Below are 23,622 nucleotides of genomic sequence, written 5' to 3' on the forward strand. Positions count from 1 at the left end.
GCCATCTGAGTAACGGCACTCTGGAAGGTTTCAACAGCCTCATTCAATCCGCCAAGGCCAAGGCTCGGGGTTACCGCACGCACAAGAACTTTATCAACATGGCCTACCTGATCCTGGGCAAGCTGGATCTCAGGCTACCCACTTGAAATGACGAGGAACCAGCCAAAAGGCGTAAATCTGCCTTTCCTGTTAAATTCTCCCGTCGCTCCAAAGACCCCAAAGTTGCCCGCGAAGGTGGCCCTTGGTCTGATCCTGCTGACGCCTCCCAGGATAATATTTATGGTGCTAATGTTGAAGAATTGGACCTTGTTCTTTCTAACCTATCCGGTTTCAAAAAAACTGGCGAAGCTGGCACTTATTTTGAAGCTGATCGCGGTTATCGTGTTTCTTCTCAACGTGAAAGAGATTATGCAGCTGTTGAATCTGCTTATTCTCTAGCTTTTCCCGATAAATCCCTCAAAGGCTTTTTTGAAAGCAACGTGTCTTATTCGGAAAAGCTCAAAATTGCCTATCACGCCGCCCGCGTTTCAAAAATGCGTTTAGCTGCTCTTGCTGAAAATCACAAAGAATGGGCTATACAATATGGCGATGGTATGGCCCCTAAACAATCGCGCCTGGTCGCCTAACAATGAGGACTAAACAATGCTTTGGTTTTTCCTGCTTATCGTCGTTACTGCGTGTTTTGCGTACTTACTCGCTTAACCTTGCCCACAAATTGACACAAGCTAGCGGGGAAGGGCGCGGGCGCTCGCTCTGCGCCCTTCCGCTGCTTTTCCTCCTTTTTTTCTCTTCTTTTTCTTTTGCTTCTTCTATTCTCAACCCTAATTCATGTGATTGGGCTAACTCTTCTTCTGGTGGTTTTTCTTCTGCTTCATCTGCCTGTAATGCTCTTATTGCTAATTATCCTGCTGGTTCTACTGCTACCCTTGGTTCTTTTTCTTCTAATTCTTCTGATGATTCCATGTCTGTTACTTGTACTACTTCTCTCTACAACTACCCTGATCCTAATATTGTCAATACTCAAACCCTTTCCGGTACTTCTTGCGGTTCTCTTACCTGCTCTGTTCCTTCTGATATTCCTGTTGGTTCTATTGGTTCCTCTTCTACTCCTAATTCTTCTGGTGTTTTACCTGATACTTATTGTGATTCTTCTGATGATTGTGATACTGAATCTGTCTTTGTTGATATTAATGGTACTCCCACTAATGGTGGTTCCTTAACTAATGGTCAACCTTGTATTCCTTCTACTGCTCCTTCTTCCTCTTCTGTTATTTCTAATTCTGGTACTTCTTGCCCTTCTGGCTATTCTTTTGCTGATCCCTCTGGCTGTGCTTGTATTAACTCCTCTGGTGATTCCATTCCTGCTACTGGTTCTTCTACTGTCGCTGCTTGTAATGGTGGTTCCGCTACTGCTCCCACTCTTTCCCCTGTTGCTCCTGTCGATTCTAATGGTACTTCTGTTTGTCCTTCTGGCTCTGATTCTGTTTCTTCTTCTTCTGGTTCTATTTCTTGTTATACCACTACTATTCCTCCCGCTGTTTCTTCCGGTTCCTCTGGTTCTGTTCCTAATGATGGTGGTTCCGGTGGTTCTTCTTCTTTTCACACCGTTCCCCCTGTTACTAACTCTCAGGGCCAGACCGTCTGTCCCCCTGGTTCTTCCTCTATTTCCGGTTCTAATGGTTCTGGTTTAACCTGTATTGCTCAAGGTTCAGCTTCTGGCTCTGGTACTTCTCCCACTTCCTCCGGCACTTCTGCTACTTCTTCTACCGGTTCTGCTACTGCTCCTTCTTCTTCCACCTCTTATCCTGCTTCTGTCTCTATGCCTACTTTGGCTTCTGCCTCTGTTGTTTCTACTGCTCTTGGTACTATTGGTTCTATTAATGAAACTTCTTCTCAAATCTGTCCTTCTCCTATTACTTTTTCTCTTATGAATACTTCTTTTTCTATTCCTTTTACTTACGCTTGTAACCTTGCTGGTGATGTACGTCCTATCGTCATCGGTGTTTTTTCTTTGGCCTCCCTTTTATTGATTGTTAAATAGGTGCCTTATGCCTGCTTTTCTTCTTTTACTTCTCACTACTTTTGGTACTTGGTTACTTAAAAATATTCTTCCCCAGATGTTAATTTCTGTTGGTGTCGGTTTGGTTTCCTATACGGGCTTTTCTGCTTTGGATTCTAATCTGACTACTGCTATTAATGATATGGGTAATACTGCTTCCTCTCTCAATGTTCTTTTCCATATGTTCGGTGTCTATATTGGCATTAAAACTCTGCTTTCTGCTGTTACTATTAAGGCTTCCCTTGCTATTTCTAAGCGTGTTTTCCCTGTTAGGACTTCCTCATGATTACTCTTCGTACTGGTTTACCTGGTGCTGGCAAAACCCTTTTTGCTATCCATGATTATATTGCCCGTCCTCCCCTTGGTTCTGCTGAATCCTTTCGTGATGTGGATGGCTCTAAAGAACCTATTCAGGTCTTTGCCTCTGGTGTGCCTTTCTCTGACCTTGGTCTTGCTCAACTTCCCGTTACCATTCTTGACGATCCTACCCGTTGGATGGATTGCCCTCCTGGTTCTGTTGTCATTATTGATGAATGTCAGCGTATCTTTCGTTCCCGTCCCCCTGGTGCCCTTGTTCCTGATTATGTCTCTGCTCTCGAGACTCATCGTCACCTTGGCATTGATTTGGTTTTTATCACTCAGGACCCCATGCTTATTGACAAGCATGTCCGCCGTCTTGTTGGTCAGCATTTCCATTCCAAACGCACCTTTGGGCTTAACTCCACTACCATGTTTTTCTGGCAACATTGTTGCGATGATCCCAATGGTTACCACGAAAAGAAGGAAGCCACCAAAGCCCGTCGTAAACTTCCTAAAAAGATTTTTCCTTTTTACAAGTCTGCTGAAGTTCACACCGTCAAACGCAAGATTCCCTTTCGTGTTTGGGCTACTCTCGCATTGATCCTTGCCCTTCCTCCCCTGGGTTGGTTTGCCTATGATCATGTTTCCGGCATGTTCGCCGCTGATACGCATACTTTTGAACCTGGCCGCGCCTCTGGCCATGCCATCATTACCCCCCGTGATGTTCAAGCTGCTGCGCCTGCTCCTATGGTTTTTCAGTCAACGCACCCCCTGCAACAGTTCAACTTTGCCAGCGTCAAGCTCAAACGTGCCCAGTTGAACAGCCTACCCCTGATAAGTGAAAAGTTCCGGATCGTTGGCAAAGTTTCTGCAGCTGGAGGACCTACTGAATATGTCCTTCAATCCAGAGATCAGCACTATGTCACGGTCAATGCGAACAAATGCGAAACATTGGATGGCCTCGAAGTCTGCCGCTTCGCGGGTGGGTATGTTTCTGTAGATCCTACCCATGGCCGTGTTCATAAAAAGCGAAAACATAACTTAACTTCATCTATGCATTCCGCTGCTGCTCAGGTTCAAAATGTATTGCCCTAAATATACGCCGATTAAATGGGAATTTTGCTTGCAAAATTTCTATTTCATTGGCCAGCAGCGCAGCGATTTATAAACAAGTAACACTTGATTATTAAAGGTGATTTATGAGCTTTCACTGGATACTGCATCTGATAGTTTCCGCACTGATACGCGGCCTGATCTATATGGAAGTTTGGAAAGTAGCCCGCCACCTGTCAGCCCTGGATGTATTTATCTGCATCGTCGTGCTGGTTCTGGCCATTGCGCTATTACGCGGTATCTGGCGCCGTCTGTTCGGCTACCGGAGGTACTACTAATGAAAACGCCACCCCTGGCCGTGATCCTGATCCTGCTTTCTGGATGTGCCTATCATCCGTCTCATCATTTCACTTGGACTCAACGCATGAGTATTGAAGCCGATAACGCATGTCAAATATTAAAATCGGAGACTACGTCTCTAAATCGCGAAACTAACCGAGATTTCAGGAAAATGAATGAATAATTTTTGCAGGCTTTCACTTAAACGGGCATGATTTTTGACAGGCATAAACATTGCATTATAAATATTTGTGCCATAAATAGGAGATATTACCAATGAACTCTAAACCTTTCGTACTCGCACACCCTGCCGATGACTACGCCTGTGGCCGTTATCGTGTAACGGACCCCCTCAAGGCCCTGATCCGTGACGGTCGAATTGAAGGCATATCGACCGATTATTTTCTCGATAATGAAACCCTCGCCAGCCTGCGCCCTGATGTTGTGGTATTCCAGCGCGTCCTTGAACATGACCAGATCGCCGCTATAAAGCGTTACCGTAACGTCTTGCCCCATGCCCGCTTTGTGATGGAAATTGACGACCTCATCAGCGAAATACCCACAACCAACCGATTCCGCAAAGGTTTTCACAATGACGCCATCGAGCGTTTCAAAAAAGCGACCGCCTTATGTGATCGCCTGGTGACATCAACCGACTTCCTTACAAATGAATATGGCCACTTCGCCCCTGAATCGGTGACTTGTCACAATAGCCTACCGGATGACCCTTGGGCCAATTTGCCAAGTTACGCAGTAACGCACGACAAACCCCGCGTCGGTTGGGCGGGTTCCTCTGGCCACCTGGGCGACCTCAAGATAATTGCCCCCGTCATATTCGCAACCTGTCACGAAATAGATTGGGTGATGTTGGGCGCTGTCCCAGAATCTATCCGTAAACACTGTGCCGAATACCATCCAGCTGTTCCCATTGACCAGTACCCCGCCAAGCTGGCCAGCCTCGCTCTCGATCTGGCCGTGGCTCCCCTCGAAGTGTCCAGATTTAACCATGCAAAGTCAGCCCTTCGCATCCTTGAACTCGGTGCCTGCGGTTATCCAGTAATATGTAGCCATGGGGTAGGGGCCTTTGATATTGATCTACCTGTGTTTCGCACCCCTAACAAGACCGAATCCTGGATATATAATGTGCGTCTTTTGACAGACCCTACTTTTCCAATGCCTGATTTGCGCCATCATATCCTGTCACAATACCTGCTATCAAAACGCCTGGATGAGTGGTCATCTGCGTGGTGTCAACCCTTACATGAATCAAATTCATGTGGCACACAAATTGCTAATAATAAGCATATAGCATGCCAAGTGAATTAATTTCATGCATTGCAATTTCCCTGCATCCTGCTATCTATAAAGGCCTATAGGGTAGGGGGGTGCCATGTCGTCTGAACGTATTGAACCCGTAATTATTCGTGACAGTAACGACCTGCCTAGGGGCAAGGATATACAGAACATCATCATCCAAATGCAGCCACCTCAGAAGAGGGGTGTTCATTGGGCGGTTATTGTCCTGTTTCTGGCTTTGGCTTTGGCCGTGGTGGGTATCATCTGGGCTAGTGTGGTTTATACTGAACTGCACGAATACCGCAAAACGGTCACGGCTATGGATACAAACCTTAAGAATATTGACCGCCCGATTCCTGTTCATTATCCGGCTGGTACCTCTCCAGCGTTTCCACCGTCTCAAACTCTGCGCCTTATGGGTACCATCAATGATGGTCAAGTGCGTTACATTGCCCAATCAAACAATAGCCAGGTCTATGTCACCATACCCACGTTCGACTGCAAGATCGTTTCCGGCTCCCCAGTCTGTCATTACCAGGGCAAGTCTGTTACACGGTTTACGGGTTAAGGTGACTTGTCACGGAATACAAAGTATTCCGCCACTCCCGCATGCAAACCCCTTCCCCTTGGTGACCAATTCGGTGAGAGTAGGGTGCAATGCCCATGAATCGAAAGGTAGTAAATGAGTTACTGACTGCCCCCTGCGATGCAAGCCCGCCACGATTTCATTGCGTCCAAGAGGGTAAACGGGCGGGAAAAGGCTTTTTCAGGTTATGCCTAGCGTGTTTACTAGATGTTGTGCACCTGGCAGCTCTCATCACCACTAGATATTGTGTTTTAACCATAAACGGATAGTTTCTGGACACTTGCCGATTTGTTCCGCAATACGATGACAAGGTACGCCTTTGCCGGCCAACCTTTGTGCGGTCCGGATAAGCTCAAGCCGTTTCTTTTCGCGCTCGGCCTTCCGGTGCTTGTCGATGATGATTCTGGCCGTGTAATACTTACAGGGTCCGGCCTTGGCGGCTTTGCTGATATTCTGTGAGTGGTTCCATTCTTGGATAACGCGGGATTCTATGACTGACCAGTATTCCAGGCCTGCAGCTATACGTTGTTTTTCTTCTTCGGCTTTCTCAGCAAGGTAGGCTTGCCACTTGTTTTTGCCGTGAACATCTTCCCAGGGGATTTGTATCGTGATCTCTAAGCAGTTCCCAAGCTGTCGAGCAATGACGGTTTCACGTCGCATTGATTGATCCTCGTATCGGTTAAGGACTTTCTTATATAGTTCATGATTAGGATCATGCAGGTTCGTATAATGTTTATTATGTAAAGTTCTACTTTTTGGTTTGTAGGGTAGGGGAAAAAGCAACTAATTACCTGCTCATGCTGACTCAAAAGGTAAACCATGAAGCAAGAGAACTGTATACGCATAAAGCAGCTTGGTAACGTTCTTCAAATAATCGTTGAAATCCCTTGGCAAAAGATCAACGGTCAAAACCAGTGGCAAGAGTATTTTGAAGAAAACCCCGTAAAAACCACACCCAACTACTGGGCGATGACTACCGAAAAAATCCTAAAGCTCTACAAGAAACACGGAAACGTCAGCGCAACCGCCAAAGCCAGCGGCAAAAGCTACTACATCACCGAGAAGATCCTCAAAGAAGAACAAACCCGTCAGAACAAAGCCAAACGCCTAACAGAGATCGAGAACGTCCGGAAGCTGGCAGAAAGCAAAATCAGTGTCAAAGACATTGCCCAGATGATCGGCAAGTCTCCGGAGACGGTCCGGCTATGGCTCAAGAAGTGATAACTAACCCGAAATAACGTGCAAAGCTGTCCGGCCCCCCATCGTGCAAGACATAAGCCAGAGATACACAGGGCGCTACGCGCCGCGCCCCCCGTCCCCAAGGGGGACCCCTCGCCCAGCGCGGGCCGGGTGTCCGGCCCCTGTTAAACCACCAACTGCACCACTCCCCTGCTGCTGGTCTCCAATGGACGCGGTTTGCTTTGGTGATTGGCGCATGCGCGAAGAAGTGAGGGGGTTAGCGTTACGCTGTAACCGTAACGGAATAAAGTGACAGGTCACTAATAGCGGCGGTTATCATGGGCAATAGAATCAATAGCGGACTGAATAGCCGACAAGCGAGAAAGACCGGGCTGACGGGATTGCTCAAAAGCAATGAGACGATCAGCCTTAGCCTTATCACCAAAGCAAATGCCAACGAGCTTGGAATAAGGGTCAGCATCGACGGGACGACGGGAAACAGGCTTAGAACGGGGGCGGGAAAAAAGGGAGCCAGAGCGACCACGGGAGTTAATGCGAGACTTAAACCAATGGTTAAAGGCATAGGCGAACACCCAGAAAAGTATAAACAATACGAAGAAGCCGGCGGCTTGGTGTGATATATACATGGGACCCCCCCTACCCTATTAATAAGGGAAATAGTCGAAAAAGGGGAGGTGTCAAGACATGAATAATATTCATGTGGCACAGTCTATGCTTATTATTAGCAATATGTGTGCCAGTGAATTTTATTCATGTAGTTACAGTCACAGCATGAAAAAGATGAACAAAGCAACAAAAAGGAAGGGGCACAAAAGAAAAGAGCGTAAGGGACCGATGCCGCTCGAGCGGCAGCGGTCCCCTTACGAGGAATTAGAACTTGATATAAGGGAAGCATTGACGCCACCTACATCGCATACCCAGTTAGCAATGTGATGTACACAATGAGAACGCTTAACAAGAACATAATCACCACGCTTAGTTACAACAACAAAGTAAAAACGATCATTATGCGAAATAGAACCATAAATATGCAAAGTACGAACTGGGTGATTAGGGACAGAGGGAATAGAGGAAACAGGGTGAAAGGCAGAGGAAGGCATAGGAGGAACAGAAGAGGTAATAACATGAGAAGTTACAGAAGGGGGTTTGTGACCAAGATTCGCAAAGTTTCCGGTAGAAAAGTCGTGATAAAGATAATAAAGGGCAAAAGCGGCAATAATGAAAAAGACAGGAATACTCCAAACTTTCCAAGGGATTTTACGGGTATGAGTGTGAGCATCAGCACTTTTATAAGCACCAAAAACCTTCTTAGGGTATTGCCACCGTTTGGAAAGTGCTAATTTACGACGAGATGAACTATCAACGTTGTCTGTACGATACTCAGGCCATTCAAAAATAGTGCAGGATTTAAGACCAAAGACACGAAGAAAATGAAGATGACGACCGCAAAGTTTACGTATATGACCGTCAATCATCGTAGGATGTTGAGAAGTCATAATAATATCATAGCCTTTATGGCGATGAGTGGAAAAGTTATCAACCCAAGGCGGAGGGGGCTGGTTGGCAGGACGAACAGGAAAAGCATATTGTGCTTCGTCAAAAATAATAACAGATTTTTCAGGAAGATCATTCCATAATTTGGCATCATCTAAAGGGAAAAGATTGTCACGAATAGAAAAATCAAAACCTTCAAGATTATGAACAAAAACAGGACGTGATGAATATTCAGGATTATTTAAAATTTGATTGACAGTCCACAAAGTTTTCCCAGAACCGGGGACACCAGAAGCAATTGTAAGCATTATTCTTGGCCTTTAATAAAGAAGGATGAAATAGAACCACCAGATTGCAACCCGCGTAAAGTAAGTTTAGCTATATAAGCGGCAAATATAATATTAACAAAACTATCAAAACCCATTAGACCAAGCATAGAAGAAGCCCAAACAGCAGTATCAGAAGTACCTGTTAATTGAGTTTGTATTAAAGATTCTAGAGCAGAAAGCCCAGCAGTAACACCAGTTACAGTTAAAATTCCAAGACCAAAAGAAAGAATCAAACGAGCTAGAAAATACCGCGCACCCCAAGCAACTAGAAGAGCCAGCATAGACATAAGCCAAGTAGCAAAAGCGGAAATGACAACACCCATAAATCACCTCACCATGCAAGAATAAAAAGGGAAACAACACCACCAGAAGCAAGGACTATAGGCTTAAAATCAGAAGCAATATCGCAAAGATATTGAGTAGGCAAAGTGAAGGACTGATTATAATCGCCAATTGGTAGAGTAACATCCCAAGTAGGTGCAGGAGGGCAGGAATCAGGAAGCCAAGAAGAGCCAAAGCCAATATTAGAAAAGGCCATAGATTGAGGCATATCAGCGGTGGCAGTAGAAAGCCCAGAAGTGCCAAAGCTTACAGTGGGAGCAGTAAAAGGCGTGGGATTAGTAGGAGTTGAAGAAGCAACAGTAGTATTAGTAGTAGTACAGGAACCGCTGGAAGTACATGAGCTAGTGACTTGAGTTAAATTTTTAGTAACTTGAAGGCCACCATTAGCCCCAGGGGAGACGGTAAAAGAAGGGGTTGAAGTTGTGGTGGTAGTATCGCCCGTAGAGGGGTCAGTAGATGATGAGGAAGAAGAAGGCTCAGATAAAGAATTTGAACTAGGCGTATAAGTGTAAGGTACAGTATCAGCCATAGATGCATCATTAGCGGATAAAGATTGTGCAAGAGAAGGTCCGTATGAAGGATTATTTTGAAGAACAGTGGAGGCATCATTAGATAAATTATCGGATGACCAATTATTAGCAACCCATTGAGGGTAGTTAGAAGGAGGAGTAGGCGCACCGGAAACAGAAGTATAATTAGGAACAGGGGTATCGCCATTAGAACAAGAAGGGCCACCATAAGCCGTAGCAGAACCATTAGGACAGCCGTCATCACCTTCATTAGTACCGGTTTGATAACAACCAGTAGAAATACCGCAAGTACTTGAAGAATCATCAAAACAAATATAAGTGCCTTCAGGAATAATAGGTAGGGAAGAGGTTTCAGTGGTAGAACCACAAGTATAAGTTGATGCGGTTTGCTGAGGAGATGTAGAAGGAACAGATGAATTAGTTGATTCATATTGATCATAAATAGCTTGAGCAATAGGAAGAACGGTAGTAGCACCAAGAACAGTTAAACCGATAGGGTTATCAACTGACATGAGTTTACCAAGTCCATCAACTAGATCACCTACAGTTAAAGAGCGAGATAAAGAGGTTACAACCTCACCAGTCGCACCATCGATGGTTAAGGGTGGAGGGGCAAAGGTATCAATGACACCGCCAGATGAACCCTCAGCGTATGAAGATGAAGGATTGAAATTAGCAGACGCACGAGTACCAGCGGGGGAATAAATACGATAGACAGATTGTCCATCGCTAGACATTTTCCAAACATAGTTAGGATTAGAAAGATCATCAGCAGCACCAGATGCTGAAGCATCAGGGACCGAAAATAATATACAAAGAGACAAACAAAATAGCGTAAAAATACGAGTATTCAGTAAGCCACACATGGCACCCCCAGAAAATCAGCGACGAATGAAGCCAAGAACCCACTTGATAGCAAGAGACATAAAGGCAAATAAAACAAGCACAGCAGCAATAGCAGAAAAAACAGAAATAAGGGTAGTCTGAAAAGCAGAAGCGTCGACAGAATCAGTTGTAGCAACAACAGAAGCAAGAGAAAAAACAGGAATGAAGAAACCGAGAAGAAAAAAGAATAAAAGACGCATGAGAAAACCCTCAAGAAAAGCCGGGGGAAACCCCCGGCAGATGATCTAGCCGCGTTTGGCCATGGAAACAACCCACTTAATGGCCAGAATACCCAAAGCAACAACAATCAAAACAGTAACCAAAGCAGTCAATGCTGTGGTCATGGTGGACTGAAAAGCAGTCGAATCAGTAGCGGTAGCCGCACCAATACCGAGACCGAGGCCAGTAGCCGAGGAGATCATGGGAAAGGCAGCAGCCAAAGCACCGCCAGTAATAACAGCAGGAACTTTGCCAAAACGACCAACGAAGGAACGAACTTTAAACATAAAACACCTCACAGTTAAGGACGCCAAATAAGCCGCACAACAACACGTATTGCATAAGCAGCCAAGAAGGCGAAAATAGTTACACCTGCGAGAGAAGCAAACGCCGTACTATCCATGACCAAGGGCGGCGGAACTTGGACATAGGCACCACTGTCACAAGAAGCAGTGACAGAAGAAGTGGCACTAGACGTTACAGAAACAACGTCGGTGCAAATATAAACCGAATTAGACACGGTTAATTAGCAACAGCCTGAGGGCGCGAATCTGATTTAATCAGACGCTTAGAAGCAATCTTGAGATCAATAAAGCCGCGGCGATCCTTCTCAAGGAAAAATTCAATTTCGTAATCACCGACAGGCCAGACTAGGGTGTCAGCATTGAACATAAAATCGGATTGAAGAGGGCGAAGGCCGTTACCCTGATCAAGATCATAAGATTGCTTCCACATGCGTTTAAACTCGCCAGTATCTTTCTTGGTCCACTCGATGACCTCAAAGGGGTAAACCTTGATTAAACCTTTCATAAAACCTCCAAAAAAAGAGAAAAAACCGCTATTGGCAAAATAAATTGCCCCAAAAATAACTATTAAAAAACAGTACCCTAAAAAGCGTAGTTCGGTGTACCGGAAAAGGTAGCGCTGTTAGTAGCTACCTTTGCCCCTACATCGATCAGGCAACCCTAGAAAAGACTTCGTTATGCAAACGGGCAATAACAGAAGGCAAAGAAAGGGAATGAGCGCGCTCAACCAAATCCAGACGTTCACGAGAAGGCGTAAAGGCACGCACGTTGCACGCAGAAGGCGCATGACGTATGAGGGGCGCCCCGTCTTGCAGCATGGCGTCAGAGACACCCGCAAGGCCCAGTAAACGACGGTGAGCATAAAACTGGGTCTTGCCGACAGACTTACGAGCAGCAGCAAAACCATAAGCACGGACAGAACCATAAAAGGCAAAGGCACGAGAAGCAGCGCCGGGCGTTTTAGCAAGGGAAAGCAATTCACGTAACAGGGAATCATCAGACATAGCGACCTCACGAGCGAACAGGTGGGAGAATTCGGACTCCCAGACGGAATCAAGATCAAGCAAATCAGCTAAGTAATTAACAGGAAAATAAACAATCGGATTTTTAGAACGGGATGATGAAAGCGGAGTAATGCCTAAACGCTGAAAATATAAAGCGGCATTGTCGGAAAGCTGGCCCAGTTGGTCATGGGCAAAATAAGCAGGTAAAAGACCAAGCCTTACAGCCTGCTTAGATAACCAAGTAGCGCGAACCTGACATTCAAAACGAGCAATGGGCTGGAACTCTTCAACCAAAGCATCAAGAGCGTTGGCATCATTTGAAAGACACTTAGGCGGGTGAGCCTTGAGATCGGCACCCTTGCAATAGATTTTGCCAACTTTGAGACGGGAACCTAGACCCTGATAAAGGGTGCGGCCAGAGGGGGAGGCATGGATAGCCAGAGGGTCCTCATCAGGGCGAAAGTCCACAGAAGCGCGACGCTGGCCCCGCTGTATACCAGCTACGGTATCAAACCAGCTCTCTAAAGCGGGACGAGTACCGAAATCATAACTGTAAGTAATGTCCAAGCGGGCAACGTACCAGAGAGAGGCAGAAGGCCAAGAAGTGAAGCGCAGAACATGACCGAAAATAAAATCAACAATACGGTAAGCAGCTTCGCGCAAAGTTTGAGGACCATCGATATTATGACCTTGGTAAATTTTCGGGCTGGCCTCGATGGTGACACGAGTACCAACCGTCAAACTGAATGAATCGGTCCAACTGGGAAGATCGAAGCCCGTACAGATAGACCAGTCAGTAGAGGCACCCGTAAAGTCGGTTTTAGTGAGCTTGTGCATCTGGCGTTGCATCCAGAGGATGTCAGCAACAGAGAATTGCTCTGCTGGAATGGTGAGGCGGAGCGTGTCAATCATTGACAGCCGCCCTCTTCCATCATTTCAAGCCGGAAACGTTCAGCTTGCTGGAGTTGCCAGAATTCATTGAATGAAGCATCAAAGGCAGCAATGGAGCGGTGAAATGCAAGATGACGCAGGCGATGAGCGAAATACAACAAAACGGCCTCACGGCGCTTGCACTTAGCAGGAATATGACCAAAGGCGGAAAGACAAGGATGCAGAACCTCATCAGGACAAGTATTGAACCGTTTAACCATAGGAACGGGGACGCGCCAAAAAGCGGAATAGGATTCAGCAACTTTGAACTTAGTAGTAGATTGTTTCTTAATCATTTTGTATCTCCAAAAAAAGGGGGAATCGGAGGATTCCCAAACCGGCGGGCCATGCCGGACCACTAAAGAGAAGTACTAACTGCTAACTGCTGGTTAGTAGATAACGCAAGCAACTAATTGTCAAGCTACAAGTTAGCAACTAGTATCTAAACAGGAGGTAACAAAATGAACGCGAAAGAATTAATCAAGAAGGTACAGAGCAGGCACGAATGGTCACAAAACCAAGTAGCAAAAGAGCTAGGCATTACCTCGGCAGCACTAAGCAACTTAGCACAAGAGAAAACAGACGGATCAGACGAAACCTATATCAAGCTAGCCAAACTGGCAGGAGTGGACCCGACAGAAATTCTCATTGAAAAGCACATGAGGAAGGCCGGGCCGGAAGGTCAAAAAATATGGGCGCACCTGGCGAAAGCCTTACCCAAAAGTGCGGCCCTACTCGTAGTAGTGGCATTGATAACGCCGAACATTCAAACACATGCGGAAACATCCAAAAGTTCAAAGTTATCAAATGTTTATTATGTTAAATTATGAAATGAACTTCAAACGGGGATCATGGTCACACAAAGTAACAGAGTAATTTCAGAGGGAGCGCGATGACACACTACTCTTTTTCCGGCAATCGGGCACCTTGGTGGGTGCGTTTGCTTACCGTCATGGTCGGTATGGTCTTATTGATTGGTTTGTTTTTTTTCGCCATTTTCGCATTTATTGCGGTGGCGATCTTAGGTGCAAGCGGCATGATTTTCCTCTGGTGGCAAAAACGGAAAATGCGCAAAAGCACCAATCAGGACATTGTGGTCACCCAGTATCGGGAAATCCACCAAAATACCTCTCCTTTCGATAGAGAGAAATAGTTTCCTTCAGAGCTTGTTCGCGCTCCCCTGCATTTGCCGAAAATCATGTTAGAATCATTAAGATCGAGAAGGTAAGTTCAGCACATGGAGATGCAGGGGGGCTTCTGAAAAAAACAAATTCAAGAACAAAGCGTTATTCAAAAGCTAAAAATCGTGCCTCGTCAAGATTCAGGGGGGCAATTGTCTTCTTGCTGGGATTTTTTTCGTTCCCGGCTCTGGCGGACGTGGTTCATTTTGGCTTTGAGGATGTTCCTACTTCCATGGCAGAAAAGCTGAACAAAGCCTTACCCCCCGTGACCATTGACGACAAGGCGGACCGCCTTGAAGAAACAGAAATGTCTGCCAACCTTCGGCTCAAAGATGCGTTACAGGCCTATGGATACTACGACGCAACATGGAAAATCAGTAAAAAAATTATCAGTCCCAAAAATTATCTGTTGCAATTTTCAATTTCACTGGGTAAGCCAATTATTGTTCGTAAAATTGACCTCCAAAAATCCGGAACAGGCAGTAATACCCCATCCATAATCCATCTTTACAAGGCTTTTCCAATAAAAGATGGGGCTGTGCTTAATCAAGTCGATTATGAAGAGTGGAAAGGTAAAGCACTGGAAGCGTTAAATAGACAAGGCTACGCCAAGGCAGAATATACTCGCCATGAAATATTAATCGATAAAAAAGAATTTTGGTCGGATATTTATTTATGGTTAAATACCGGACCTCGTTTTCGTTTTGGTTCTATCACTGTCCATGGTGCAGAGCATTATCCTCGATGGTTTGTTGAGCGTTATGTTTCTTTTAAAGAAGGAGACTGGTACGCACCGGCAGCCTTGGCGGTTACCCAAAGTAATTTGCGTAACGCGGATCGTTTTTCAGATATCTCGGTTCAGGGCGAGTTGAATGCAGAAAAAAACAATCTCGTTCCTGTCAGCATTAATTTGAAAAGTATGCCAGCACAACATATTAAGGTTGGTGCTGGTTATAGTACAGATATTGGCCCTAATGCAGCATTTATTTATGATAATTACAATGCTTTTGATGAAGCTCAGCATGTGCGCGTTTCTATTTTGGCGGCACAGCTTAACCGAAACGCCAGCATACTTTATAAGTGGCCTATCGGAAAAAATATAGGATCCGAATATGTTGCACAAGCCAGTTATCAGAATCAAACGCTCACTGCTTACGATAGTAATGAAATACTGACCAGTGTTGGGCGACAATGGTCATTGCGCGATGACAATAGCCGCAATAAAACCACCACCCTGGAAGCCCTGGTTAATTTTGAGCAAGCTAACTATACGGTCGCAGATGAAGTGAATAACAGTTTTTATATTTACCCTTCCCTACAATATACAATCCAGGATTTCCGCAATATATTAAGACCTATATCCGGTTACTCGCTGACGGCTCGCGCCGAGGGCGCCAGTAAAGTATGGGGGAGCACCGCTAATTTTGTACGATTCAGTGCCCGTGGCAGCTGGAATGTACGAATTAATCGGCAATGGGTCATAGGTACAAGAGCCAAAGTGGGTGCGATGTGGTTGAATGGCCCCATTAGTGTTTTACCGCCTAACTTGCGTTTTTTTGCAGGTGGACAAAACAGTCTTCCTGGTTACGCCTTTCAGTCACAAGGTCCGGTAGATAGCGATGGCGCAGTGGAAGGTGGCAGATTACTGGCTGTGGCTGGCTTCAATATTCAACGTTTTGTCAGCAAAAATTGGGCGGTTGTTGCTTTTTATGATGCGGGTAATGCTTTTAACAGCTTCTCGAATGTGCATGTACTTCAGGATGTAGGAATTGGGTTCCGCTGGTATTCTCCAGTCGGGCCTATTCGTTTTGATTTGGCACATCCTTTAGTGAATCCTAAGGCTCCGGCTGTACGAATTGCTTTTTCAGTGGGATTTAGCCTGTGATGCGCTTCAGAAACCTGGCTATTTTGATTTTTATCTGTACTTTAGGGATTATTTTTTCTGGACTATTTTGGTTATTGAATACCAACAACGGTGCACGCTGGGCATTGGCCCAAGTTCCACATTTAAGTGCAAAAAAAATCAGTGGAACTTTAATGGATGGTTTAAGAATATCAGAGTTGAACTGGTCCAGTAGATCTTCCCGCTTTACTGCTCAGAACTTGCAATGGGTATTGCATCCTAGTCATTTATTATGGGGAGAGCTTGACGTTGTAGACCTTAAAATTATTAATGGTCAACTATATTTACCAAAATCTTCCTCAAAACCAAGTAACCTGAATCTTGCTTGGCCAGCTGTACCGCTGTGGTCACGATTCATCGCAATACATGTTGGGCCAACTACTATTGAAAAATTACAGGTGTGGCAAGGACAGAAAAATACGTTTAGATTAACGAGTAGCACTCTTAAAAATATCTCATGGAATCATGGGAATATCCATATTAACGAACTTTTATCAGATCTTTCCACTGGCCAGTTGAAATTTTCTGCGCAAGTCCAAATGGAAAAACGCAGTCTCACCACCACGGGGGACTGGATTGAGTCCTCTCCTGCGCATACTAGCCTCCGTTGGAGTGCGGCGTGGCATGGTTTAAGCGACAATACATTTGGTGGGCCAATTAAGCTACTATTTAATCAGAAAAATTCACTGAGTAGTATCAGCAGCCTGATTCGGATATCTCCGCACCAAATTTTATTGAATTCTATGGAGTTAAAAAATCCATCTCTCAGTACAACCACCACCGGATTCTGGAAAATAGACCTTCCAGAGAATAGCGCTGGTGACTTCTCCATATATGGAAACCAGAGCAACATCGCTGTCAAAGACATACCGAAGTCTGTAACGGCCGGCCCTTTATCATTTAAATTGCACCTGCATGGGAATTTTAATCATTATATTGGTGCATTTGCGATGAATGGATCGCCAAGTTTTGGTGGCATTCAAGGGAATATTGAAGGAAGCAGTACCGGCCTACAATATGATTATACGGGAAATATGCTCGGTGCCAAACTGCTACCTGCAAAGTTAAAAATAGATTGGCAACCGTTGATAAATGTACAGGGTGAATTGCGGCTTAGAGGTTTACAAAATCAACGTATTTTTTCTACTGTTCCCGGCCAGTTGTCCTATAATATGATCATAAATGCTGCGCAAGCAGCAAAAAACATCAATGGGCGTATCCAATTGCAGGTGTTACCCAGTCAAATATATAAAACCAATCTGGTGGGTAATGCTGATCTGAAATTCTCTGGAAATCAGTGGGATTTGCAAGAGGCGAATATTCGTGGGTCAGGGTTAACCGTCACTGCTTCTGGTAACTTGCAGAAACATCTGTCATTTTCTTTGAATGTTGACAATTGGCAAATGTTGACTCCTGATGCCCGTGGTTCAACAAGTGCTCATGGCTGGATTGCGCAGGCCAATCAGAACTGGGTGGGTAGTATAAAAGCACATGCCCATAAAGTGCTCTATGCAGGCATTGCAATCCGAAAACTTGATGCCCAGGCCTCTCTTCTTACTAACAATAAGCTGCTAGCCAATCTGCATATCGAAGGCGCAGAATACAAACAGTATCTGATCAACCTGCAATCACAAGCTCATGGTACTCTGGCGCACTTTGGAATGGACGTTAAAGCACAATCAGCGGGTAATCAATTTACTCTGGATAGTTTAGTCCAACATTCTCATTCAACCTGGAATCTCTTATTAAATCAAAGCTATTTTCAAAGCAAGCGCCTCGGATTTTGGCAACTGGAGCATCCTTCGACATTATCCTGGAATTCCGGTGTCATTCGAATCACTCCACTCGTATTCAATGATTCTCATGGATCAAAGATCGGCGCTCAAGGGTTTTATAACCCGGCGCAAAACCTGGCCAGTTTAAATTTGAATATTTCATCTCTTCCGCTTGATATTAAACAAAAAAATAATGATATATCTCTTGATGGATATTTAAATACCCATTTACAGGCACAATGTCATGGTGTTTGTCATGCTGAGGGTAATTGGAATTTTGAGAAAACCCAGTTGCATTGGTTATCTGATAACGTATCTCAATCCATTGATTTGCAGAAGTTCAGCGGCCAGGTGCGTTGGCAACCCAAAAATCTAAACTTAACGTCATATCTGGAATTGCCAAAAAATTGGGGCTCTGCGCAAATACACCTGCATAGTCCAGTTACCCTCGCCCTGCCCTGGCGTTGGAATGAGCAAGCAGCAATTCAAGCGACTGTTCAGGCAAAACTGGGGGCTCCTCTTTTTGCGGCTTTGCCTATCGGAGCTCTGAAAATGCGAGCCCAAGGTAGTGGTAATATAGAAGGAGATATCACCGGAACCTGGGCCGATCCCAAATGGCACGGCACTGCTGAGTTACAAGGTCTTGGTTTGTATGTTCCTCAAGCCGGGCTCGATTTACAAGATGTCGGGGCCAAACTGCTAGGCAATGGTCAAGAGCTGCAAATCAGTGACATGCACGCAACTTCGGGAACAGGTCATATTTCAGGAAACGGTACCATCTACCTGCGACCCGAAACACATTTTGCCCTACACATAGCTGGCCATGCATTTACGGCTTTGAATCTTCCTCAAGTACAGGCGGCTGTCAGTCCCGATCTTCATATTGATGGCACCTTACAAAAAATAAATATTGGGGGTGCCATTCATACGAATCGCCTGCGTATTCTCGGCACAGATTTTAACGGACCAAAACCGTCCAGTGATGTTGTTTTTGTTAAAAATATCAAGAAAAATAATGCAGGTCCTGCTCTAAGTGTGAATTTGCAGGTCACTCTGGGTAACGATGCCAAAGTCTTCATTAGTGGCTTACGTGCCGATTTGGTTGGGGCCCTGGATGTCAGGATGCAGGATGGACATAGTCCTGCTGTAAAAGGAATATTGCGTATGGTCAATGGTCATTATGATATTTATGGCCATAGCCTTGATTTTGAAAGAGGCTCAATCAACTTTCATGGGGCCGCCAGTCAGGCTAATCTCGATGTACTCGCAGTACGCACCATCAAAAACTCTGACAGCTTTGCCGTGGATAATACGCCGGTAAAAGCTGGTGTTCAGGTAACGGGGACTTTGCAGGTACCACAAGTGAATCTCTATTCCAATCCATCCATGTCTCAGGCCGATATTTTGTCTTATCTACTTCTCGGCACGCCTTCAAGTGGTCTGGGTAATCAGGATGAATTACTTTCGGCTGCGGCAGGCACTCTCTTTTCTGCCAGTCGTGCAGCGCTTTTCGGAAATAGTCTGAGTAATAGTGGTATTGATGTTGGCGTAACCTCTAATGGTCAACAAGGTTTGTCTGGAGCCATGGTTACCTTGGGCCATTATTTGACGCCAGATTTATATCTGAGCGTAGGCCAATCGGTGATGGGAAACGGAACGGTTGCCAGATTGCGTTATCGAGTGAGTAAGCATATAGAATTACAAACTGAAAATGGCACCCAGAATGGTGCAAACATATTTTATCGGATAGATTTTTAACTCACCATGGAGCCTTTTTGGTGCTGAAAAAACGAGAAAGCATCGTCCTGATCGGGGCTGGAGTCATTGGCATGCTTGCCGCCGTTCGGCTTGCTGAGGAAGGTTTTGCCATAACCATTGTGGATCAGGGACAAATTGGCAGGGAGGCATCCTGGGCTGGCGGTGGCATTCTCAGTCCTCTTTATCCTTGGCATTATCCCCCGGAACTTCTTCGACTGTCGTTTTATAGTATGTCACTTCAACGTGCTCTTTCTTCGGAGTTAGCTTCTCTCACCAATATTGATCCGCAGTGGGCCTTGTCCGGGCTACGCATTATTGAGGGAGAAAATGAAGTTTTTCCAGTTGATGTCAGCCACTGGGGACAAAATTGGGGCCTGAACTGGCAAGTCTCTGGCGGCAAAGCTACAACCAAAAAAAACCTCTGGTGCCCTGAGGTGGCACAGGTTCGGAATCCTCGCTTGCTATCTGCCCTGGCTAAACGCTGTCGACAGCTTGATATCAAACTCATTGAACAAACTGAAATTACGGGCTTTAAACGCAAAAATGAACAACTACTCGGCGTGGAAAGCAATCAGGGATTTATCGCTTCAGACAAGGCTATAGTGACAGCTGGAGCATGGACCGGAAAATTACTTGAACAAATTGATATTCATCTGCAAATTTATCCGGTACGTGGCCAAATGCTGTTGCTGCAGGGGTCTCCAGGTATGCTTGATTCCATGTTGATGCAAGATAATCACTACCTGGTACAAAGACAGGATGGTCTCATTCTAGCTGGCAGCACCAGTGAGAACGTGCAATTTGACAAGTCTGTTACGCCGCTAGCACGGCAAACCTTGTGGAATTTTGCGCGTGACCAGCTTTCTGGCCTAACTAGTTCCAGCATCATCAGACAATGGTCGGGACTGCGACCCGGCAGCCCTGAGAGTGTTCCCTATATAGGCCCCCTACCCGGCTGGAACGGCCTGTATGTTGCTGCGGGTCATTTTCGTTATGGCCTCACCAATGCACCGGCAACAGCAGAAATACTTACTTGCCTGCTCACCGACAAGGCCCCTCCCATTGATGCCACCCCTTATGCTCCAGCAACACATTATCAGAAAGGGACTTGATCAGGTCTTCCCCTGGTAACTAGATAAAGCTACAATTATACCCAGTTTAGAATTATAGAGGGACCATACATGGACAATCAGGATTGGAATAAGCAGCGTGTTTTGGAAACGTTACGAGATGCAGGTGTTAATCCCACCAGCCAGCGTGTGGAGATTGGCTATGCCCTCTTCTCTTCTTGTGCCCATCTTTCTGCTGAAGAAATCATGCAGCGGGTCAACGCAGATTATCCCGTGGTTTCCAAGGCTACGGTGTACAATACATTAGGTTTATTTGCAGACCACTCCTTGGTTCGTGAAGTCATTGTAGAACCAGGTAAGGTCTTCTACGATCCCAATGTGTCCATGCACCACCACTTCTATCATGTGGATACCGGCCAATTACAGGATATTCCTGCAAGCTCCTTGCAAATCAGCAAGCTTCCTGACATACCCGCGGAAACCGAAGTGGAAAATGTCGAGGTCGTCATCCGTCTCCGTCAACGCGTGGCCCATTAGATTGATTAGCCGCCTCTTGCCTTCCTTTTCTAAATCCTTATAATGCGTTTTCCTTGGGTTGTTAGCTCAGTTGGTAGAGCAGCTGACTCTTAATCAGCGGGTCGTGGGTTCGATCCCCTCACAACCCACCAAATAAAACAAAGTCTTAGACTTTTATCTAAGCCTTTTTTCTTTGCCATATCGAATTTGCACCGTAATTGCACCACAGTCCAGTCTGGTTTAACCTCTCGTTAGATACTCATTGCGGGAGGCTATATGGCATCTATCATTCCAAGTTATGACAGAGAAGGTGAGAATATCGGCTGGTAGGTTGCTGTCCGTAAAAAGGGGTTCCCTGCTCAGTACAAAACCTTTCGGACACGGAAAGAAGCGGAAGGATGGGCCACCATCACCGAATCCGAAATGGTGCGTGGGGTTTGGAGAGACCGTAGCGAAGCGGAAAGCACCACGCTCAAGGAGTGTCTTGAGCGATACGCGCAAGACATCATACCGACGAAAAATGGCGACGGTCGCCGTGAACGAGGGTTTGCTCGACAATGGCAGGCCCGACCAATTGCTTGTCGCTTTATGGCTTCCATTGTTGGTCAAGATGTCTCGGCATCCATTAAAGAAATGGAATCCGAGGGTAAAGCGGCGAATACGATACGGCTGCACCTTGCCCTACTCTCTCATTTGTTTGAGGTTGCTCATAAGGAGTGGCGCATGGCATCCCTCATCAATCCTGTTGAACTAGTGCGCAAGCCCAAATTGCCCCAAGGCCGTGACCGTCGCTTAGTGGATGACGAAGAATCCCGCCCACTATCCGCCTGTCAGTCCATCAATCCAGAGCTGGCGTCGATTGTCCGGTTTGCCTGCGGGCGTGAGTCCACCCCTGGCATGTTCCGGGCAGGCCACATACCAGTAACCGTCACGGACCAATAAGGTGCCCGGCAAACCGCAGTGCTCACAAATTCGGCGGGAGCGATTCTCATATTCTTCGACGATCTAAAACAGAGCATGTTTCTGCCGGTCTGTCAACACGCCATCATAGCCGTAATAATAACGCATTGTCCCGAATTTATGTTTGACTTCATGGACGTGAATACGGATGCCATGCTCTTGAGCGTAGATTTCCAGCGTCTATGACAAAGCACAAAGCAATGGATACCAGCCGTCTTCGCACCAGAAATGATTTTCCCGGTAGTGGCTGTACAGTGCGGGATAATCCCGCCGCAAGGCCTGTTCCAAGGCAATATCCATGTGTATTTTCTCCCCTTATTTTTCTTTAGAGCACGGGCACATTTCCCAGCGTTACGCGCTCCATTCCGGTGGCCGTAGCATGGCATCGTGATTGCCCAGCACTGGATAAAACCAGGGCGCATCCAACAGATCCAATGCCGCAGCGCTGTTTATTCGGAAATCTGCACGTCATTGGGCAGGCGGTCATCGTCTGCCAGATAGCAACGTCCGATATCCACCAAGCCTTCGCGCAGGCTCAGTTCGACGGGCGTTTTTGGATCACGCGCGGACATCGGGTCGAAATCTTTGTCCAGCAGATTTTTTTCAATGCCATTCCAGATGGACAGAAAAACATCTGAACGCTTTTTACCAGCGGCTTTTACGTCCTGTTTGAGTTTTTCGCCAAGTGCGAGGAGTTGATCTTTGTGGGATGCGGTCATGTCAGCCTCCTTTTTGTGGAATGACAGTAGTCTGTAGCATATCAAATATATACATTCTTTTCAGATGTCCTGTACTATGGCAGCATGCGGTTTTGTTTTTTTGGTTATACAAAAAATCAGATCGAAAGCTCCCTCCTCCTTCTGTCATCAATGTCTACAACGCTGACTGCATTTGTTGCGCCATAGTCTGGTCTGGACGATGAATTTCTGCAGGGAGTGTGTGCTGATACTTTTCGGGTTGGGAGTGAAATGGTAAAAGCTTTGTGAAACTTTTAGCTGGACAGGGCCTGATTGGGCTGCTCTGCAGTTCTTCCAACCAAGGGCAGGCCCAGACTGAAAGCAGTCGTTCGTATCAGGAGGATTGCCGTACATAAAAATTTTAATCAACTGCTTGCTGATGTTTGCTCGATAGCATAGTAATATTTATTACAATATGACCGTATCAGAATCTGCCAGAGGTATTTAAACAGGTAGTTTTTTTCTTATATGGATTATATTGAGCATACGCAGAAAGGATTCTGCACGGTTTGATGCGGTTCCCGTGGAGAGTATAGCACGACTTCACTAAGCTGATCCCCTTGAAATTCTTTCTGAAAATTTTGGCTTGCGGTCTTGGAAGCCTACATTCCATCAAAAAAGTCTCACAACATTCGCATTGAAAGAAGCTAATATATCAAGGTAGAATCCATCTAGGGAGCGCATAGGTTTATTTATGAATAACAAGCAAAATCAAGAAGAAAAATCGGGTTCCTCGTCATTTCAAGTGGGTAGCCTGAGATCCAGCTTGCCCAGGATCAGGTAGGCCATGTTGATAAAGTTCTTGTGCGTGCGGTAACCCCGTGCCCTGGATTTGGCGGACTGGAGCAGAC

The 23,622-nt window shown here is 45.7% G+C and carries 27 protein-coding genes and 1 tRNA gene; 17 read left to right on the top strand and 11 right to left on the bottom strand.

Annotated features, from left to right (window positions below; all coding sequences use genetic code 11):
• The 8 genes from H7F08_RS12325 to H7F08_RS12360 all read left to right on the top strand — a co-directional run.
• On the top strand, window positions 1–146 hold a 146-nt coding region (locus H7F08_RS12325), incomplete at its 5' end, for a transposase (RefSeq protein WP_193640682.1).
• A 153-nt stretch (window positions 147–299) separates the two neighbouring features.
• Window positions 300–626, top strand: a complete 327-nt coding sequence (locus tag H7F08_RS12330; RefSeq protein WP_193640683.1) for a hypothetical protein — start codon at window positions 300–302, stop codon at window positions 624–626.
• A gap of 2 nt (window positions 627–628) precedes the next feature.
• Window positions 629–2,041: a virulence factor TspB C-terminal domain-related protein gene (locus H7F08_RS12335; RefSeq protein ID WP_193640684.1), complete on the top strand. Its 1,413-nt coding sequence runs from the start codon at window positions 629–631 to the stop codon at window positions 2,039–2,041.
• Between the two features lie 7 nt (window positions 2,042–2,048).
• Complete coding sequence (locus H7F08_RS12340) at window positions 2,049–2,345, top strand: DUF2523 family protein (RefSeq protein ID WP_193640685.1); 297 nt, start codon at window positions 2,049–2,051, stop codon at window positions 2,343–2,345.
• Complete coding sequence (locus H7F08_RS12345) at window positions 2,342–3,454, top strand: zonular occludens toxin domain-containing protein (RefSeq protein WP_193640686.1); 1,113 nt, start codon at window positions 2,342–2,344, stop codon at window positions 3,452–3,454. Before H7F08_RS12340 ends, H7F08_RS12345 begins: the two co-directional genes overlap by 4 nt.
• Before the next feature lie 104 nt (window positions 3,455–3,558).
• Entirely contained in the window at window positions 3,559–3,750 is a 192-nt protein-coding gene (locus tag H7F08_RS12350) for a hypothetical protein (RefSeq protein WP_031575858.1), read from the top strand.
• Window positions 3,751–4,027: 277 nt separating this feature from the next.
• Window positions 4,028–5,077 (top strand): hypothetical protein, encoded by a 1,050-nt coding sequence (locus H7F08_RS12355; RefSeq protein ID WP_193640687.1) that lies wholly within the window; start codon window positions 4,028–4,030, stop codon window positions 5,075–5,077.
• A gap of 64 nt (window positions 5,078–5,141) precedes the next feature.
• On the top strand, window positions 5,142–5,615 hold the full coding sequence (locus H7F08_RS12360; protein WP_193640688.1) for a hypothetical protein: 474 nt from the start codon (window positions 5,142–5,144) through the stop codon (window positions 5,613–5,615).
• 255 nt (window positions 5,616–5,870) lie between these two features.
• Here H7F08_RS12360 and H7F08_RS12365 read toward each other — a convergent pair whose 3' ends face one another.
• Complete coding sequence (locus H7F08_RS12365; protein WP_193640689.1) at window positions 5,871–6,293, bottom strand: hypothetical protein; 423 nt, start codon at window positions 6,291–6,293, stop codon at window positions 5,871–5,873.
• Window positions 6,294–6,452: 159 nt separating this feature from the next.
• On the opposite strand from H7F08_RS12365, the gene H7F08_RS12370 reads away from it, so the two are divergent.
• Window positions 6,453–6,854, top strand: a complete 402-nt coding sequence (locus H7F08_RS12370) for a hypothetical protein (RefSeq protein ID WP_193640690.1) — start codon at window positions 6,453–6,455, stop codon at window positions 6,852–6,854.
• A gap of 278 nt (window positions 6,855–7,132) precedes the next feature.
• Here H7F08_RS12370 and H7F08_RS12375 read toward each other — a convergent pair whose 3' ends face one another.
• The 9 genes from H7F08_RS12375 to H7F08_RS12415 all read right to left on the bottom strand — a co-directional run bounded on the left by H7F08_RS12375 (window position 7,133) and on the right by H7F08_RS12415 (window position 13,167).
• Window positions 7,133–7,459: a hypothetical protein gene (locus H7F08_RS12375; RefSeq protein WP_193640691.1), complete on the bottom strand. Its 327-nt coding sequence runs from the start codon at window positions 7,457–7,459 to the stop codon at window positions 7,133–7,135.
• A gap of 234 nt (window positions 7,460–7,693) precedes the next feature.
• On the bottom strand, window positions 7,694–8,635 hold the full coding sequence (locus H7F08_RS12380; RefSeq protein ID WP_193640692.1) for a zonular occludens toxin domain-containing protein: 942 nt from the start codon (window positions 8,633–8,635) through the stop codon (window positions 7,694–7,696).
• Window positions 8,635–8,979 (bottom strand): DUF2523 family protein, encoded by a 345-nt coding sequence (locus tag H7F08_RS12385; RefSeq protein WP_193640693.1) that lies wholly within the window; start codon window positions 8,977–8,979, stop codon window positions 8,635–8,637. Before H7F08_RS12385 ends, H7F08_RS12380 begins: the two co-directional genes overlap by 1 nt.
• A gap of 8 nt (window positions 8,980–8,987) precedes the next feature.
• Window positions 8,988–10,394, bottom strand: a complete 1,407-nt coding sequence (locus H7F08_RS12390; protein WP_193640694.1) for a virulence factor TspB C-terminal domain-related protein — start codon at window positions 10,392–10,394, stop codon at window positions 8,988–8,990.
• A gap of 15 nt (window positions 10,395–10,409) precedes the next feature.
• Window positions 10,410–10,613: a hypothetical protein gene (locus H7F08_RS12395; protein WP_193640695.1), complete on the bottom strand. Its 204-nt coding sequence runs from the start codon at window positions 10,611–10,613 to the stop codon at window positions 10,410–10,412.
• A 45-nt stretch (window positions 10,614–10,658) separates the two neighbouring features.
• Complete coding sequence (locus H7F08_RS12400) at window positions 10,659–10,919, bottom strand: hypothetical protein (RefSeq protein ID WP_193640696.1); 261 nt, start codon at window positions 10,917–10,919, stop codon at window positions 10,659–10,661.
• 235 nt (window positions 10,920–11,154) lie between these two features.
• Entirely contained in the window at window positions 11,155–11,442 is a 288-nt protein-coding gene (locus tag H7F08_RS12405; RefSeq protein ID WP_193640697.1) for a hypothetical protein, read from the bottom strand.
• Between the two features lie 145 nt (window positions 11,443–11,587).
• Window positions 11,588–12,853 (bottom strand): phage/plasmid replication protein, encoded by a 1,266-nt coding sequence (locus H7F08_RS12410; protein WP_193640698.1) that lies wholly within the window; start codon window positions 12,851–12,853, stop codon window positions 11,588–11,590.
• Window positions 12,850–13,167: a hypothetical protein gene (locus H7F08_RS12415; protein WP_193640699.1), complete on the bottom strand. Its 318-nt coding sequence runs from the start codon at window positions 13,165–13,167 to the stop codon at window positions 12,850–12,852. The genes H7F08_RS12410 and H7F08_RS12415 overlap by 4 nt, the downstream gene beginning before the upstream one ends.
• Window positions 13,168–13,332: 165 nt before the next feature.
• On the opposite strand from H7F08_RS12415, the gene H7F08_RS12420 reads away from it, so the two are divergent.
• From H7F08_RS12420 to H7F08_RS12455, 8 genes are all read left to right on the top strand, one after another.
• The gene (locus tag H7F08_RS12420; protein ID WP_193640700.1) at window positions 13,333–13,701 is read left to right on the top strand and encodes a helix-turn-helix transcriptional regulator; all 369 of its coding nucleotides are present in this window, start codon (window positions 13,333–13,335) and stop codon (window positions 13,699–13,701) included.
• A gap of 62 nt (window positions 13,702–13,763) precedes the next feature.
• Entirely contained in the window at window positions 13,764–14,024 is a 261-nt protein-coding gene (locus H7F08_RS12425; protein WP_075322753.1) for a hypothetical protein, read from the top strand.
• A gap of 260 nt (window positions 14,025–14,284) precedes the next feature.
• On the top strand, window positions 14,285–15,937 hold the full coding sequence (locus H7F08_RS12430) for an autotransporter assembly complex protein TamA (protein ID WP_193640701.1): 1,653 nt from the start codon (window positions 14,285–14,287) through the stop codon (window positions 15,935–15,937).
• Complete coding sequence (locus H7F08_RS12435) at window positions 15,937–19,488, top strand: translocation/assembly module TamB domain-containing protein (protein WP_226831054.1); 3,552 nt, start codon at window positions 15,937–15,939, stop codon at window positions 19,486–19,488. The genes H7F08_RS12430 and H7F08_RS12435 overlap by 1 nt, the downstream gene beginning before the upstream one ends.
• A 20-nt stretch (window positions 19,489–19,508) precedes the next feature.
• Entirely contained in the window at window positions 19,509–20,600 is a 1,092-nt protein-coding gene (locus tag H7F08_RS12440) for an NAD(P)/FAD-dependent oxidoreductase (RefSeq protein ID WP_193640702.1), read from the top strand.
• Between the two features lie 69 nt (window positions 20,601–20,669).
• Window positions 20,670–21,095, top strand: a complete 426-nt coding sequence (locus H7F08_RS12445) for a Fur family transcriptional regulator (protein ID WP_010639029.1) — start codon at window positions 20,670–20,672, stop codon at window positions 21,093–21,095.
• Between the two features lie 55 nt (window positions 21,096–21,150).
• A tRNA-Lys gene (locus tag H7F08_RS12450) sits at window positions 21,151–21,226 on the top strand.
• Between the two features lie 571 nt (window positions 21,227–21,797).
• Window positions 21,798–22,016, top strand: coding sequence for a phage integrase (locus H7F08_RS12455; RefSeq protein ID WP_010639027.1), 219 nt, complete (start codon window positions 21,798–21,800; stop codon window positions 22,014–22,016).
• Between the two features lie 467 nt (window positions 22,017–22,483).
• Here the strand turns inward: H7F08_RS12455 and H7F08_RS12460 are convergent, their stop codons facing one another.
• Window positions 22,484–22,753: a hypothetical protein gene (locus H7F08_RS12460; RefSeq protein WP_193640703.1), complete on the bottom strand. Its 270-nt coding sequence runs from the start codon at window positions 22,751–22,753 to the stop codon at window positions 22,484–22,486.
• Window positions 22,754–23,622: the final 869 nt, after the last annotated feature.

It is taken from the genome of Acidithiobacillus sp. HP-11, assembly GCF_015100075.1.
GTDB lineage: Bacteria > Pseudomonadota > Gammaproteobacteria > Acidithiobacillales > Acidithiobacillaceae > Acidithiobacillus > Acidithiobacillus thiooxidans.